At 35.8% G+C, this 15,556-nt stretch carries 10 protein-coding genes, 1 rRNA gene and 1 pseudogene; 4 read left to right on the forward strand and 8 right to left on the reverse strand.

The window, feature by feature from the left end:
- Positions 1-115: 115 nt before the first annotated feature.
- A 5S ribosomal RNA gene (rrf, locus tag ACFQZ1_RS07535) occupies positions 116-231 on the forward strand.
- 283 nt (positions 232-514) lie between these two features.
- Here rrf and ACFQZ1_RS07540 read toward each other — a convergent pair.
- The gene (locus ACFQZ1_RS07540; RefSeq protein ID WP_377881506.1) at positions 515-1,129 is read right to left on the reverse strand and encodes a TetR/AcrR family transcriptional regulator; all 615 of its coding nucleotides are present in this window, start codon (positions 1,127-1,129) and stop codon (positions 515-517) included.
- Between the two features lie 205 nt (positions 1,130-1,334).
- Here ACFQZ1_RS07540 and ACFQZ1_RS07545 point away from each other — a divergent pair, with 205 nt between their 5' ends.
- From ACFQZ1_RS07545 to ACFQZ1_RS07555, 3 genes are all read left to right on the forward strand, one after another.
- Positions 1,335-2,516, forward strand: a complete 1,182-nt coding sequence (locus tag ACFQZ1_RS07545; RefSeq protein ID WP_377881507.1) for a YhgE/Pip domain-containing protein — start codon at positions 1,335-1,337, stop codon at positions 2,514-2,516.
- Between the two features lie 314 nt (positions 2,517-2,830).
- Positions 2,831-4,360, forward strand: coding sequence for a cardiolipin synthase (locus tag ACFQZ1_RS07550; protein WP_377881509.1), 1,530 nt, complete (start codon positions 2,831-2,833; stop codon positions 4,358-4,360).
- 322 nt (positions 4,361-4,682) lie between these two features.
- Positions 4,683-7,898 carry a bifunctional cytochrome P450/NADPH--P450 reductase gene (locus ACFQZ1_RS07555; RefSeq protein ID WP_377881518.1) on the forward strand — a complete coding sequence of 1,072 codons (3,216 nt, stop codon included), beginning with the start codon at positions 4,683-4,685 and terminating at the stop codon, positions 7,896-7,898.
- Positions 7,899-8,152: 254 nt separating this feature from the next.
- Here ACFQZ1_RS07555 and ACFQZ1_RS07560 read toward each other — a convergent pair whose 3' ends face one another.
- The 7 genes and pseudogenes from ACFQZ1_RS07560 to ACFQZ1_RS07590 form a co-directional block, all read right to left on the reverse strand.
- On the reverse strand, positions 8,153-9,847 hold the full coding sequence (locus ACFQZ1_RS07560) for a M20/M25/M40 family metallo-hydrolase (RefSeq protein WP_377881511.1): 1,695 nt from the start codon (positions 9,845-9,847) through the stop codon (positions 8,153-8,155).
- Positions 9,848-10,050: 203 nt separating this feature from the next.
- Positions 10,051-10,473, reverse strand: a pseudogene (locus ACFQZ1_RS07565) (IclR family transcriptional regulator); the annotation flags it as partial.
- 191 nt (positions 10,474-10,664) lie between these two features.
- Positions 10,665-11,462 (reverse strand): undecaprenyl-diphosphate phosphatase, encoded by a 798-nt coding sequence (bacA, locus tag ACFQZ1_RS07570; RefSeq protein WP_377881513.1) that lies wholly within the window; start codon positions 11,460-11,462, stop codon positions 10,665-10,667.
- 89 nt (positions 11,463-11,551) lie between these two features.
- On the reverse strand, positions 11,552-12,289 hold the full coding sequence (locus ACFQZ1_RS07575) for an ABC transporter permease (RefSeq protein ID WP_377881514.1): 738 nt from the start codon (positions 12,287-12,289) through the stop codon (positions 11,552-11,554).
- Positions 12,282-13,202: an ABC transporter ATP-binding protein gene (locus ACFQZ1_RS07580; protein WP_377881515.1), complete on the reverse strand. Its 921-nt coding sequence runs from the start codon at positions 13,200-13,202 to the stop codon at positions 12,282-12,284. The genes ACFQZ1_RS07575 and ACFQZ1_RS07580 overlap by 8 nt, the downstream gene beginning before the upstream one ends.
- Positions 13,203-13,280: 78 nt before the next feature.
- Positions 13,281-14,297: a sensor histidine kinase gene (locus ACFQZ1_RS07585; protein ID WP_377881516.1), complete on the reverse strand. Its 1,017-nt coding sequence runs from the start codon at positions 14,295-14,297 to the stop codon at positions 13,281-13,283.
- Positions 14,287-15,000: a response regulator transcription factor gene (locus ACFQZ1_RS07590; RefSeq protein WP_377881517.1), complete on the reverse strand. Its 714-nt coding sequence runs from the start codon at positions 14,998-15,000 to the stop codon at positions 14,287-14,289. The genes ACFQZ1_RS07585 and ACFQZ1_RS07590 overlap by 11 nt, the downstream gene beginning before the upstream one ends.
- Positions 15,001-15,556: the final 556 nt, after the last annotated feature.

Consider the following 15,556-nt stretch of genomic DNA (forward strand, 5'->3'; position numbering starts at 1 on the left):
GTTCGAGGTGGAAGCATGGTGACATGTGGAGCTGACGAATACTAATAGATCGAGGACTTAACCATATAATATGAAGCAAATGTTATCTAGTTTTGAAGGAATATGCCTTCATAAGTCTGGTAATGATGGCAGAGAGGTCACACCCGTTCCCATACCGAACACGGAAGTTAAGCTCTCTAGCGCCGATGGTAGTTGGGACTTTGTCCCTGTGAGAGTAGGACGTTGCCAGGCAATCTGAGACGAGTCAGTATGACTCGTCTTTTTTGTGTATTATAAAGAAAAATAGCTAGGAAGTTCTATTATTGAATGGATGATTTCATTTTCTTTTCAAAAATAAAAATTCCATCAGCAGAGGTATCCTCCACTGATGGTTAGTTGGGGTAGTGACAGCAAAGTAACTTTTTGAAATATCAAATTTAAAGCCTAAAAGAAAGCTTTTTTTATTACTGATTTTTTCCTTACATTACATATAAACAGACAAATAAAATAAGGAGAAAAATGATGAAACGAAACTCTAGCCCTCATTAAATAAAGTAAAACCCACCGCACACAAGGGTCCTTTCGTCATAAGCTTCACTAATTGTTGTGCAGTATATTTCGGTGAATATTTCATGTCATTTTGAAGCCACCAAATTGCCATCCCAACAACACAGGAAGTGATGAAATGCAATACCATATCCCTTGGAATATCTAAGTCATGGTCTTCAATTTTAAGCTCAATGAAATTTTGTTCAAGGTTATCCATAATAGTCTGCTGCATTTGTAGGTTAAAATCATGAATGCCACGAGGACCAAGCATGGTTTTATAAAAGTCTGCATGTTTTACTATACACTCAAATATGGATTGTAAAATTTCCTCGAATTTCGAAAGATCTATTTGATCCCCCTGCACATGGGCATATAAGACCATCTTACTTGTCAACTCTCCTAGTGCATCCTCACTAAGTTTTGTTAACAAATCTTGTTTATCCCTGTAATGTGAGTAAAATGTTGCCCGATTAATGAGTGCCTCATCGGTGATGTCTTGAATGGTAATAGCATCGTATCCCTTTTCCGCTATCAGTTTAATAAAAGCATCATATATAAATTTCTTTGTCCGAATAATCCGCAGATCCGTTTTCTTCAACATCTTATATCTCCTTGTTCGTTATTGTCATTATAAACAACAGGTTTCACCCTTTTGTTTCTTATCTTACATTCATGTCTTAAATGTAAATTGAATTGTGTAGCAAAAACGATATAATTTTATTATAAACAACATGATTACATTATAAACTACATATTGTTCGTTATCTATCTTTTTGTTAGACGAATGCTAGGAGGAATAATTTAAAATGCTTACAGTAAAGCAATTTTTCAAACAAAAGATGGTTCTAGGTGGCTTGTTAAGTATTATAGCTGCTGTTATCATCGCTAGTTTTGCTTTTATGGGATCAACTGTTAATCCTGTACCAAAAGACTTGCCGATTGCTCTGGTAATACAGGATACAGGTGTGAACTTACCAGGACAAGGAAGTGTAAATTTAGGAGATAAAATAAAAGAGAAAATTCTGCAAAATAAGCAAAGTACAGTTAAATGGACGTTCTTACAAACGCAAGAAGATGTATTACAAGGGATGAAGGATAAGAAATATTACGCTGCCATTGTCTTTCCACCAGAAACATCCCAGCAACTTGTATCGCTGACCACACCTAAGGGACAACAAACTGAGGTAAAAGTCTTAGTGAATCAAGGAATGAACTATAATGCCGCAATGGTTTCGAGCCAAATGATTGATAAGCTCATCGGAGGGATAAACGAAAATATCCGTAATACCTTGCTCGATCAGCTTTCACAAAGAAATATGACACTAACAACGGAACAGACAAAGTTATTGACAAGCCCATTTACTGTTAAAACGGAGTTGATTCATCCAGTGCAAGCACATACAGGTAATGGAAATATTCCTATTATGCTGACACAAATCTTATGGATTACTACTCTTATCAGTTCCTTAATCTTATTTATAGCTGTCCAAAAATTTACAAACGGACGCGTTACAGGAAAATCAGTCCTATCACAGATCCTTGCAGGTTCTGTTTTCGTGACAGTAATTGCAAGCTTAATCATTTTCATTTCTCATACCATACTCGATGTAAACATACCGAACCAAGGAGAAATTTTCTTATTGTTATTTTTCTTTGGCTTCATGTTCTTCCTTTTGCAAAGTGCAGTACTCAACTGGATTGGGCGTGTCGGGGTACCAATATTAATGGTAGTCTTCTTCTTTTCTATGCCAATCTTATCATTGGCACATGAATTTCTTCCGGATGTGACAAAACACTGGTTGTATTCTTGGACGCCTTTTAAGTACAGTGTAGAAGCATTTCGTAGCAGCTTCTTCTTTGGCGGGTACAGGATAGGCTCATATGTTCAAATGATGGGGCTTCTTGGACTTGTATCTCTTATAATTATGGTACTGTCTGTATTCAAAAAAGATAAACAAAAAGGTTCTATATCTACTGCGTCAGTATAGAGGAAGTGAATCTATAGTCAAAAAGATACAAGGGAAATCCCTTGTATCTCTTTAGCTTTCATGCGCTCGATTTTATTCAGCATCATTAAAAAGGAACTGGAATATCACAAAACTCCATTTATCGGATAATAAATTAGCAAAAACTTGAAGAAACGGGTCTTAGAAACTTCATAATTTATTAATCCATTATATTTTATGTAAATGATATGACGGACTAGAGCAACAACCCTGTGATTCCCCCTAATAAAAATGTTAGATTACAACTTCCGTATACGAATCTTATATTTAAGACAGAATGGGTGAATTTTATAAAGATGAAAAATCCTATCGTTCAATTATTATTTGTATTTACACTTGTATCTATCGTTCTCTTTCTGTTAGATACATCCATTATCTCACTGTACAACTTTGTCCGCGTACTATGGTCTATCACAATAGTAGGAATTTCCTTCGTTATTTTTATCGAAAACCGTTCCCCACAAAGTACTTTAGCATGGTTTTTAGTATTAGCACTTCTTCCTGTTGTTGGTGTACTTTTGTACTGTCTTTTTGGCCGAAGTCGTTGGAGAAGAAAAAAGCATCTACGTCGTTCAGAAGAGCAAAGAAAGTTATTCCGTGAGATTTTGGAAGGAAAACGCTCAGATTTATCATTCACTTCCTCATTAAGTGAGAGCTCTACTTATTTAACACAGGTTGTACAAAAATTCGGTGGCGGTCCTGCTGCCAATAATACCACAACAAAACTCTTAACAAATGGGGACCAAACATTTACAAGCATTATACAAGCTATTGAAAATGCTACACATCATATACATATTCAATACTATATTTATCGAGCAGATGAAATTGGTACAAAAATTCGCGATGTATTAATAAAGAAAGCAAATTCTGGTGTAATTGTACGCTTTCTTTGTGATGGGATCGGAAGCAATCCATTACGAAATCGTTTCTTACAACCCATGAAGGATGCAGGAATTGAGGTGGTGAAATTTGACCCCATTCTTTCGCCATGGCCACTCGAAACAGTAAATTATCGTAACCATCGTAAAATTGTCATTGTAGACGGGGAGATTGGTTTTACAGGTGGGCTCAACGTTGGCGATGAGTATCTTGGTCGTTCTAAAAAATTTCCAATTTGGCGTGACAGCCATTTAAGAATAGAAGGAAAAGCATTGTACAAATTACAAACAATATTCCTTGAGGATTGGCTCTATGCCTCTAGTGGTTTAAATACTTATTCTTGGAATCAATTTATGAATAAAAAATACTTTCCAGGCAAAGAAAACGCTCATGCAGAAGGTGCTGTTCAAATTGTAGCAAGTGGACCAAGTTCAGATGATACAAACATTCGTAATACTTTACTTGCTGTTATAGGTTCTGCTAAGAAATCAATTTGGATCGCAACACCCTACTTCATCCCGGATCAAGAAACATTAACATTACTACGTTTAAGTGCAATGGCTGGAATAGATGTCCGCATTCTATATCCAGGTAAGAGAGATAAAATCATTAGTGATCAAGCATCTCAATCATACTTCACACCACTTCTAAAAGCCGGTGCTTCAATTTACAGCTATAAAGATGGTTTTGTGCACGCTAAAATTGTACTTGTAGATGATAAAATTGCAACAATTGGCACAGCAAATATGGATGTCCGTAGCTTTGAACTAAATTATGAAATCATTAGCGTACTTTATGAATCCAAGACAGTTCTTGATATTAAAGGTGATTTTGAAGAGGACTTTAACCATTCAACTGAAATTCGATGGAAATCATTTCAAAAACGTAGTATTCAAAAACGAATAATGGAATCCCTAATGCGTCTAATTTCTCCTTTATTATAATTCCGAAAAAAGTAATCTAAACAAACTTGATTACTTTTTTCTTTTTGATAAAAGCATCATATATAAATTTCTTTGTCCGAATAATCCGCAGATCCGTTTTTTTTTCAACATCTTATATCTCCTTGTTCGTTATTGTCATTATAAACAACAGATTTCATCCTGTTGTTCCTTATCGTACATTTATGTCTTAAATGTAAATTGAATTGTGTAGCAAAAACGATATAATTTTAATATAAACAACATGATTTCATTATAAACCACACATTGTTCGTTATTTATCTTTTTGTTAGACGAATGCTAGGAGGAATAATTTAGGATGAAAATGAGAGAAGAACAGACAGGCGGGATTCCACAACCCAAAACATATGGGCCACTGGGCAACTATCCTTTATTCGACATGAGTCAACCTACTATTTCTTTTTGCGAGATGGCGAAAGAATATGGGCCGATATTTCGGTTGACTGCTCCCGGTTTTAAAACAATATGTCTATCTGAACACAAACTTGTAACGGAAGTCTGTGATATCAATCGTTTTGATAAACATGTCGCAAATGATATGACGTATGTACGCCAATTTACAGGGGACGGTCTGTTTACAAGTAAAACATCGGAGCCGAACTGGCGAAAAGCCCATAATATCTTGCTGCTAACATTCAGCCAACAAGCCATGAAGGGATATCATAACATGATGTTAGACATCGCTTCACAGCTGGTTCAGAAATGGGCTCGGTTGAATCACGATAGCGATTCTATCGATGTACCGGGCGATATGACCCGCCTTACATTAGATACGATCGGTCTTTGTGGTTTTAACTACCGATTTAATAGTTTTTATAAAGAAAAAAACGATCCATTTATCGACAGTATGGTACGTGCACTTGACGAAGCGATGCATAAAATTGCCCGCTCGAAGGGCATAGATACACTGATGATTAGAAAGAACAGACAATTCCAAGATGATATAGAAAGCATGTTTTCGTTGGTAGATAAAATTATTAAAGAGCGGAAGGCTAATGGAAATAATGGAGAGATAGATCTGCTGGCCCGCATGTTAAACAGTAAAGACCCTGAGACCGGGGAAGTGTTGGATGATGAGAATATCCGATACCAAATTATTACCTTCTTAATTGCTGGGCATGAAACAACAAGTGGTTTATTATCCTTTACGACTTATTTTTTACTGAAACATCCGGAAGTTCTGAAGAAAGCATACGAAGAAGTGGATCAGGTCCTCGGTGATTCCACTCCATCTTATAAACAAGTGCTAAACCTCAAATACATTCGCATGATTCTAAACGAGGCCATACGGTTATGGCCGACCGCTCCATCTTTTGATGTGTATCCAAAGGAGGATACTATAATCGGTGGACAGTATCATGTGAAAAAAGGTGAAGGTTTGACCGTGCTTCTTCCCGCTCTTCATAGGGATAAAAAAGTGTGGGGAGAAGATGCAGAAGAATTCCGTCCAGAACGTTTCGCAGACCCTTCCAAAGTACCAAATCATGCATATAAACCATTTGGGAATGGTCAACGTGCTTGTATTGGTATGCAGTTCGCGCTTTATGAAGCTACGCTGGTACTTGGAATGATTCTTCAGAAGTTTGAATTAATTGATTATGAAAACTATCAGTTGAAGATTAAGCAAACGTTGACCATAAAACCGGAAAATTTCAGAATTAGAGTTAAATTAAGGGAAGGAAAACAAGTCGCACCTTTACTGAATCATCCGTTGGCAGATGAGAAGGAAAATGAAGAAAAGAAGGAACTGGCTTCGCAATATTTAAAACAAGAAGTAATTGAAGGAGCCGAAAACTTACCCCTGCTTATATTGTATGGTTCAAACTTAGGCAGAGCAGAAGAGATTGCTAGGCAGCTCGCAGACCATGCACGGTTACTGGGTTTTCAGAGCAAGGTAGGAATATTGAACGATTATATCGGTAAGTTACCTAAAGAAGGTGCGGTGTTCATTGTAACTTCTTCATACAATGGTCAACCTCCTGAGAATGCCGCTCAGTTCGTAAAATGGCTGGAACAAGCAGATACGGAGGAATGTACAGGGATTAGGTATGCGGTTTTTGGCTGCGGAGATCGAAATTGGGCGAATACTTACCAGTATGTGCCGAAATTTATTGATAAAGAGCTTGAACAGAAAGGTGCCATGAGGCTTACCACAAGGGGAGAAGCAGATGCTGGAGGAGATTTTGAGAATGATTTTGCTCAATGGCAAAAGAACATGTGGAAGGATGTCTCGAATGCTTTTGGCCTAAAGATGAAAGAGGGAACAGAAACATTGTCTCATCAATCATCGCTTTCCGTTCAGTTGATTTCAGGTCCCCCTGCTAATCCGGTCGCTCAAAATAACGAAGCTGTTTATGCAACGGTGATTGCAAGCCGGGAGCTTCAGTCACCTGAAGGTGAGCGGAGCACTCGACATATTGAGATAGCCTTGCCGGAAGGAGTTACTTATCAGGAAGGAGACCACCTTGGAGTGCTGCCAAGTAACAGTCGAAAAAATGTCAACCGAATTTTAAAACGTTTTGGATTAAACGGGAAGGATCAAGTCATATTGAGTACAAATGGACGCAGTACAGCTCATCTTCCTTTGGACCGTCCTGTTAGTTTATTTGACCTTCTTAGCTATAGTGTTGAGGTTCAGGAATCGGCAACTCGAGCACAAATACGGGAATTGGCAATATTTACGGTTTGTTCTCCTCATAAATACGAATTGGAAGCATTATTGGAAGATGGAGTTTATCAGGACCAAATACTAAAGAAACGCATTTCAATGTTGGATCTTCTTGAAAAGTATGAAGCGTGTGAAATCTCGTTTGAACGCTTTTTAGAACTTCTCCCTGCGCTCAAACCGCGTTACTATTCTATTTCAAGCTCTCCACTCGTTGCACAGGATCGTCTAAGTATTACGGTCGGTGTTGTGAGTGGACCTGCATGGAGTGGACAAGGAGAATATAAAGGAGTCGCTTCTAATTATTTAGCCCAGCGTCACAATGAAGATGAGATTACTTGTTTTATTCGAACTCCAGAATCAAATTTTCAGTTACCTGAAGATCCAGAAACGCCAATTATCATGGTTGGACCAGGCACTGGAGTTGCACCATTCCGTGGATTTTTACAAACGCGTCGTGTACAAAAGCAAAAAGGTGTTAACTTAGGGGAAGCGCATCTGTATTTCGGTTGTCGTCATCCTGAAAAAGATTATCTCTATCGTACAGAACTAGAAAAAGATGAAAAAGATGGCCTAATATCTTTACACACAGCTTTTTCTCGCTCGGAAGGACATCCCCAAACATATGTACAGCATTTAATGAAACAAGATGGAGCTAATTTAATTTCGTTATTAGATAACGGTGCCCACCTTTATATATGTGGTGATGGAAGTCGAATGGCTCCGGATGTAGAAGATACTCTTTGTCACGCATATCAAGAAATTCATGGAGTCAGTGAACAAGAGGCAAGAAATTGGTTGGATCATTTACAACGTGAAGGACGATACGGAAAAGATGTTTGGGCTGGAATCTGAATTTTTCTTAATTAGATAAGTAATATTTAACTAACGAACTTCTTTCGACTAGGTGTTACTTGAAACAAGATAAACTGATTTATAAAAATCCCGTATTTTTTATTGAATACGGGATTTTAATTTCCTGTTTTTTTGATGAATTGAATCTTATGAATGATAAAGAGTGTGATTGGGTATTAAAGATGTGACGTTTCTTTTCATATAAGAACACAGAGATTGGTCATTACTTTTAAAAATTCGCTGTGCTTGTGTGTCTACATATGATGAACTGTTTCATGGTTTGAACTCTTCTTAAAATCCTTTAAAAGTTGTATTGTTGTTTTTTGAATAAGTAAAGGTAATACATGAAATGAATATGGTTTATAGACGCGTTCTGTCCATTTATGACCGTCTTTCCCGTACACCCCCATGTTAATAGAAGGGATATTTAATTTACGTATAGTGTCATATGGAAGCGGATATAGTTGCTCCCATTTCGGGAAGTTGTGTAATAATGGTTTGAGTTCATCGTCTGTTTCGTGTATAGATAGGAAGCTTCCGTCAGCTAAATAGGGAAAAAACTTTTTCAAAACAAATTGTTCTCCAGTCCCATCTTGTGCATTTTGTAGTATTACTTCAATGCTGCTTTGTAATTGACGATTTTGTTCATTCGTTTGTTTTAAATAGTTATGTGGTAAAAAAGGTGGTGCAAAAAATAAAATAACCCGTGCTTTTTTTTCAGGATCCATTTCTTGCAGAGCAGCAACAACTTCAAAACAAACTTCACGTAAGTCACTATTATTACTTTGTTTCAGTGTATCTTGAATAATTGCTTCTGTATTTATGCCATGTTGTTGTAATTCTTCTATATAATCTCCGTAACTTGTAACCTCAATCTCCCATGAAAGGTCACGTGATGGTAAGCCTGTTACAAACAAATAATGCTGAAACTGTTCTTTTAGATACTCTTCAGCTTCTTTGCATACTTGTTTTGTTTCGGCTAATAGTTTCTCAAGAACTTCTTCAGGTGTAGATTCGTAAATAAAATAATTAAAGTATAGCTGGCTGCTTGTTGCGGTTTGTACAGTATAACTGTTTTTATTATCACGTTGATATAAACATGTTGGAGGTAGAACAAGTTCATCAGGAATAATTTCAGTTAGTTTATAGTTGTTATGTAATCTCCGTGTAATTTGCGCAGCAATAAAGTTTGGATCAATTCCGGATAATGTATCTCCAACATGTACTTCTCTTCCATAGATATAGAAACAAGGGAGAAGTTTTCCAGCTGTTCCTGTATAAATATAGCGCTGATTGTCTCCGTCGTATAGAGGTGTGATGAAGTCATTATTAATTGCTAGACGATAGTGTAATTGCTTTTCCTGTTGTAGTCTTTCTAATTCGGTTAATGCAGCTGTAATTCCGCGGTGTTCACCTTCTTCATCACCATTGAAAAGTAAGAGGAGATTTCCTTCTAATAGATCGGTATGTTGCGAGAAATATAAAATACTAGCGATATGAACAGCAGCCCCACTTTTCATATCAACAGAGCCTCGACCAAATAGCCAATCTCCAGATTTGGCATCAGTTTGGACGTCAAGATTTCCCTCATATGTTTGAAAATACTCTTCTAATGTTTCAGATGAAAAAGCATGTTCTTTTAGTAGGCCAAAGTCTTCAATTCCAACTGTATCTAGATGAGAATGATAAATGATAGTAGAAGTTGAATCTTTGTTTCCTTCTACAAATGCAAATAAATTTTTTCGGTTAATTGGATCATTTGGAACAGTTTGTACCCATAAATGTTCAGGATGCTGTTTAAAATATGGAAAGCTTTTTAAAATGCCATAAAGTTCATCTATAATACGGGCTTCCCCTTCAGTTCCGTTAATGCTATTAAATGAAACGAGATGTTTTGTGAGTGTTTCGATTTGTTTTTCTAGAGATAGTGAGCATAATTGTTGATACATAAGATAAAACCTCCTTAATTTTTCGATTAAAAAAGTAATTACTTGTAAAAGCATGTATTTTATTGTGTAAAAAACAGCAACAACATTTTGGAGAACAACTCATACTAGCCTCAAGTCTAAAACTTTCATATCTATTTTTTAGTTTCCACATTATGAAATTGGTTTCCACTATATGAATAAAAAATGGCGGCAGTTTGTTCAGTTTATACTACTGACGTTCTGCCGATTTTAGTAGATATTTCACTAGCGGCTTGTTTCACCTTGTTGATAAGGAAAGTTAGTCGATCATCGTTGATACGGTGACTAAGCACTCCAACGCTTAATGCCCCTATCACTTTATTGTTAAAGCCTATAATGGGTGCCGCAACAGATGCAGTACCTTCAGTCTTCTCACCATAACTCACAGCAAACCCTTGTCTTTCTACTTCTAATAATTTATGTAAAAAGATTTGTTTTTGTTCTGATGAGGAAGAAAGTAAATGGTCAATAATGTGATGTGCTTCTCTAGGATCCATATTAGCAAGTATCGTTTTATTTGCTGCACCGATAGAAAGAGGAATCCGCTCTCCCAAGTTATCGATAACACGAACTTTTAATGGACTGTCAATTCTTTCGATAATAATGGAAGGTTCACTTTATAATATTTTTGAGATTTATTAAAAACGTTGCATCATAACTAAATGAAAGGGCCCCGCTGGCGGGATAGCTTGTGTATTCTAATATTTCTTTCTTAGTAACTAAACCATTGAAAAACCGATATCCTAATCTGGATATCGGCTGGCTAGTTGTTTGTTTCGAATAGAAAAGATTGTTCTAGTTAAAGCAGCACGAAAGTAGTGAATACAATAGCTAACAAAATACGATAATAGGCAAATGGCTTTAATCCTATTTTAGCTAGCAGCTTTAAAAAGGTAACGACTGCTAGCATTGCTACAATAAAAGAAGTAATAAAACCTACTGCGAACATTGGGATATCGTCTGCACTTAAATATTTCCAACTTTTTAATAAGTCTAGACCAGTTGCTCCAACCATGACTGGAAGGGCGATAAGAAAAGAGAATTCTGATGAAGCTTTATAATTCGCTTTTGCTAACAATCCTCCAGAAATAGTGGATCCGGCTCTTGAAAAACCAGGATAGACCGCTAAACATTGAAATAATCCAATTATTAATGCTTGACGATATGTTAAATCATCTAATGAATAAGCTGTGGCTTCTGTTTTTTTTACCTCTGCGAAAATCATAAGAATAGCTCCTGCTACAAGTCCGATAACGACAGTGTGTGCCTGAAATAAGTATGTTTTAATTACATCATGTAATAGTAAGCCAGCGATTACAGCCGGGAATACACCTAGGACTACATGTAATGCATTGAATTTTTTTTCTTTCTGGAGAAGAGGTTTAATGTTAAATAAAGAAACGAGGCGTTTGTGATATAAAACAGCGATAGCTAAAATCGCTCCTAGCTGTATTACAATCTCAAATGTTTTTGCTCTTTCTCCCTCAAATCCTAACAAGTGACCGGCTAATATAAGGTGGCCAGTAGAAGAAATCGGTAAAAATTCTGCTAGTCCTTCTATGATACCAAGTATAAAGGCGATGATTGTGTCGCTCATAATTTCACTCCTAATATATAAATGAAAATTCTTCTTTCAAATCTTGAGAATAGGTAGAGACTTCTAAAATATTTTTTCACCTGTATAAATCAATGAATATCAACCTTTTTAAAATAGAAGATTGTTGTGATAAATCCGATCATAGCTGTAGCGGCAATAACGATATAAGAGTATTCTGGAGGATATGTTGGTTGCAGTTCGTTGTTTACTATATCGAGTGTAGATGTCCAAGGAAATAAATCTTTGTGTTCCGAATTTGTAACCATAAGGTTCACCATTGTTATAACAATAGTAAATATAATAGGCGGAACATAAGTCTTCATTACAAGAGTTAGCAGTACAATAGGAGGGGATAAGACAAAAAGGAGTCCACCGCCCAGCAAAAATTTCAGTAAAGATTGCAAAAGTAATGGGCCACTTAAGCCGGGAAAGCCTCCTAATAGTCCTAATAGTAAAGTTAGTCCCCAAGTAACTACAGTCAACATCATAATCCAAATAAAAAGAAGAGTAAATTTACTCATAATAAAGTTAAAACGTGATACAGGAATGGCTAATAGGCTTTTTAATGTATCTTCTGTGTATTCCCGATTAAAGAGATAAGAGGTAACGACTCCGTATAGAAGGACTCCCACTAATAAAATAGTATACATATTAGCATTATAAAAAAGGTCATCGAGACCTGCAGCTGGAGCAGATGGTTTTGTTTTCTTTTCTATATAAAAGGCTGAAACTATCATAAATGGTGCTACCGCTGCCCCAATAATACTAATCAAGAACATATTAGAGCGTTTTAATTTTAATAGTTCTGCATATAGTAGATTAACCAATTGTCCCACCCCCAACCAATTTGGTGAAGTAATCTTCTAATCTATCTTCGCTCATCATAATCTTTAATACTTCAATATCGTTTTGAACAAATGTTTTATTAATCTGTCCTTGCTGTCCGAAGTGAGAGTAAATGCGAATATTTCCTTCATCATGAACCTCATAATCAGAAATATGAAATTGATTTTCTAACAGCATTACAGCTTTATTATCGTTATTTACTTGGAACTCCAAGTATTGACGATTTGTTTTTCGAAGCGTATCAAGAGCAACTTCCTCTAAGAGTTTTCCTTCATGAATGATTCCCATATGATCCACTAGTTGCTCGACTTCAGCTAAAATATGACTAGAAATTAATATCGTGATTTTTCTTTCTTGTGCTAAAGATTTAATGAGCTTTCGCATCTCTTTAATACCAATGGGATCTAAACCGTTAGTCGGCTCATCTAATATTAATAGCTCTGGATAATGGAGAAGAGCTCTTGCAATCCCTAATCGTTGTTTCATTCCTAAAGAATATTTACCTACTAATTTTTTTGTCTCATGTTGCAGTCCTACAATTTCTAATGCCTCTTCAATTGCATTTTTTTTGTGAACGCCCATAATTTTGGCATTAATTAATAAATTTTCTCTTGCAGTAAGGTTTTCATAAAAACCTGGAACTTCAACGATAGAACCAATTCTTCTTAAAATTTCTTTTTGGTTTTTGAAAAAATCCTCTCCGAATATTTCGATTTTTCCACTTGTAGGTTTTATTAGACCTAGCAGCATTCGAATTGTAGTCGTTTTACCTGCGCCATTTCGCCCGATGAATCCATAAATCTCTCCTTGGTTCACATTTATATTGAGATTATCTACAGATTTTTGATTGCCATAAATTTTAGTGAGATTTGTTGTTTTTATAATTGCACACATTTTGAAACACCTACTTTCTATAATCTCTTAATTACATGATAAAAAGGAGGATTTAACTGCTGCTTAATCATTTCTTAACTATTTCTTAAAAACAGTTTGCTTCGGGATGGAAAAGCCAAAGGCCGTCTTTTCCCACGGAATACTTTCTACCCATATTTGTCCGTCGTTTTTTTCTACGAGAGCTTTCGCGATAGCGAGTCCTAGACCACTACCACCATGTGAAGGGTTCCTTGACTGATCACTTCGGTACATTCTCTCAAATACGTTCTCTAAATCATGTTTTGAAATTCCAGGGCCTTTATCCCAAATAAGCAGTTGATATTCATTGGTGGTTTCCGAGAGCTCTATTCCTACTACTTTCCCTGGTTTTCCATAATATATGGCATTTTTCATGAGGTTACCTATAACTCGCATCAGACTAAGAGAATCTGCTGTAATTGGGCAAGGGTCTTCAGGAATGTTAACTTGTAACTTGATACCTTGCTTAGATAGTTCAGGTAAAAATTCAATTAAAGATTCCCTAGTAATCTCTGAAAAATCAAGTTGTTCTTCTTTTAATGGAAACTCATCGGCATCTAGCTTGGCCATATTAAATATTTGATCAACTAATTGTTTTAAGCCGTTTGATTTCTTTGAGAGTATTTCAAGGTATTCTCGTTTTTCATCTTCAGAAGCAGCAATATCATCTTTTAAAGCATCAATATATCCAATAATAGAAGTAAGAGGTGTCCGAATATCATGTGAGATACTAGATAGAAGTTGTTTTCGGGCTTCTTGAGATCTTTTGGCTTCAACTTGAATCTTTTCTAGCTCGCTTATTAATTCATTTATAGAAAAAACTACATCATCTAATGAATGGTCGTTATTTGTATATAGTCTTGTATGTAAATTTCCGTTCATTGCACGCCTTAATTTATCAACTATAGACTTTCGGTTCTGAATAAAATGAAGTCTTGTAAAGAAAAGGCTTATTGTTATAACAATAAGTGTAATGAATAAAGTTAACTTTAATGTGTGAACCATGTCTATAAATAGAAGCCCAGTGATGATTATAAGTTGACATAGGATAAGATAGAGAATTTTATCATTCTTCATCCTTTTCACCTACAAATTTATAACCGATTCCCCATACAGTTTGAATGAATTTAGGATCAGAGGGATTAGCCTCTATTTTCTTTCTAAGCTTTCTAATGTGCACCATAACTGTATTGTCATCTTCTATATAATTACTGTCCCAAACATTGCGAAAGAGTTGCGTTTTCGTAAAAACTTGTTCAGGATTTGAAGCGAAAAACTTTAATAGTTCGAGTTCTTTCCCGGTTAAAGAGATTTCTTTTCCATTAACGTTAACTGTGTACTTTTTTAAATCAATTGTTAGCCCTTTAAATGTTAGGATTGTTTTTTCTTGCGTGTTAGCGTTACTTCCTAATATTAAAAAACGTCTCATAAGAGCTTTTACTCTAGCGACCACTTCATTAATACTAAATGGCTTTGTAATGTAATCGTCCGCACCTATGCTTAAGCCTAAAATTTTATCTACTTCTTGATCTTTAGCAGTGAGCATTAATATTGGGATGTTTGTTTTATCTCTAAGTCTTCTACATACTTCGATACCATCAATTTTAGGCATCATAAGATCTAATATGATGAGATTGTATTTGTTTTGCTCAAATAAGCGAATAGTCTCTTCACCATTTATAGCGATATCTACTGTGTATAGTTCTCGTTCTAAATATTTTTTTAATAAATCTCGTATTTCTTTTTCATCGTCTGCTATAAGTACACGGACACCTTCCATGTTTCCACCTGCTTCTAATATGATTTTGTTGGTAGTGTAATTTGTATAAACAAAGGTTGTATGATGGTTTCATTAATGAAAAATTTAATTGCTATCTAATTATATACTATAAATTGTTAAAATAAGGTTGTTAGTACAGAACCGAATAGGGAAGGTAATCCATGAGTAAGCTATCAGAAGCATATGGGGGAGTAAATAAAGTGAAACTTCCATCAGTGGGGGATCTTACTGTCCGCGAATAGCGGAATAAAGACGTATTTGAGGTGTGTTTTTACAATCCTGCAGAAAGAACAGAGAAATATCTCTAAAAAACTATTGACTATTGTTAGATAGAGGTGTAGTATTATACGAGTCGCTGATGCAACAGAGCAGAAAGCGAAAACGAAATAAAAAAATTAGTTGGCATTGAAACACAAAGATGTTAACATAAGGAAGTCGCCAATTGAGCGACAGACAAGTTCTTTGAAAACTGAACGAAACAAACAACGTGAAACGTCAATTTTTATTTATGATGCTAGACAAACTTTATTGGAGAGTTTGATCCTGGCTCAGGATG

It is taken from the genome of Bacillus sp. CGMCC 1.60114, from assembly GCF_042676365.1.
GTDB classification, from domain to species: Bacteria; Bacillota; Bacilli; order Bacillales; family Bacillaceae_G; genus Bacillus_A; species Bacillus_A rhizoplanae_A.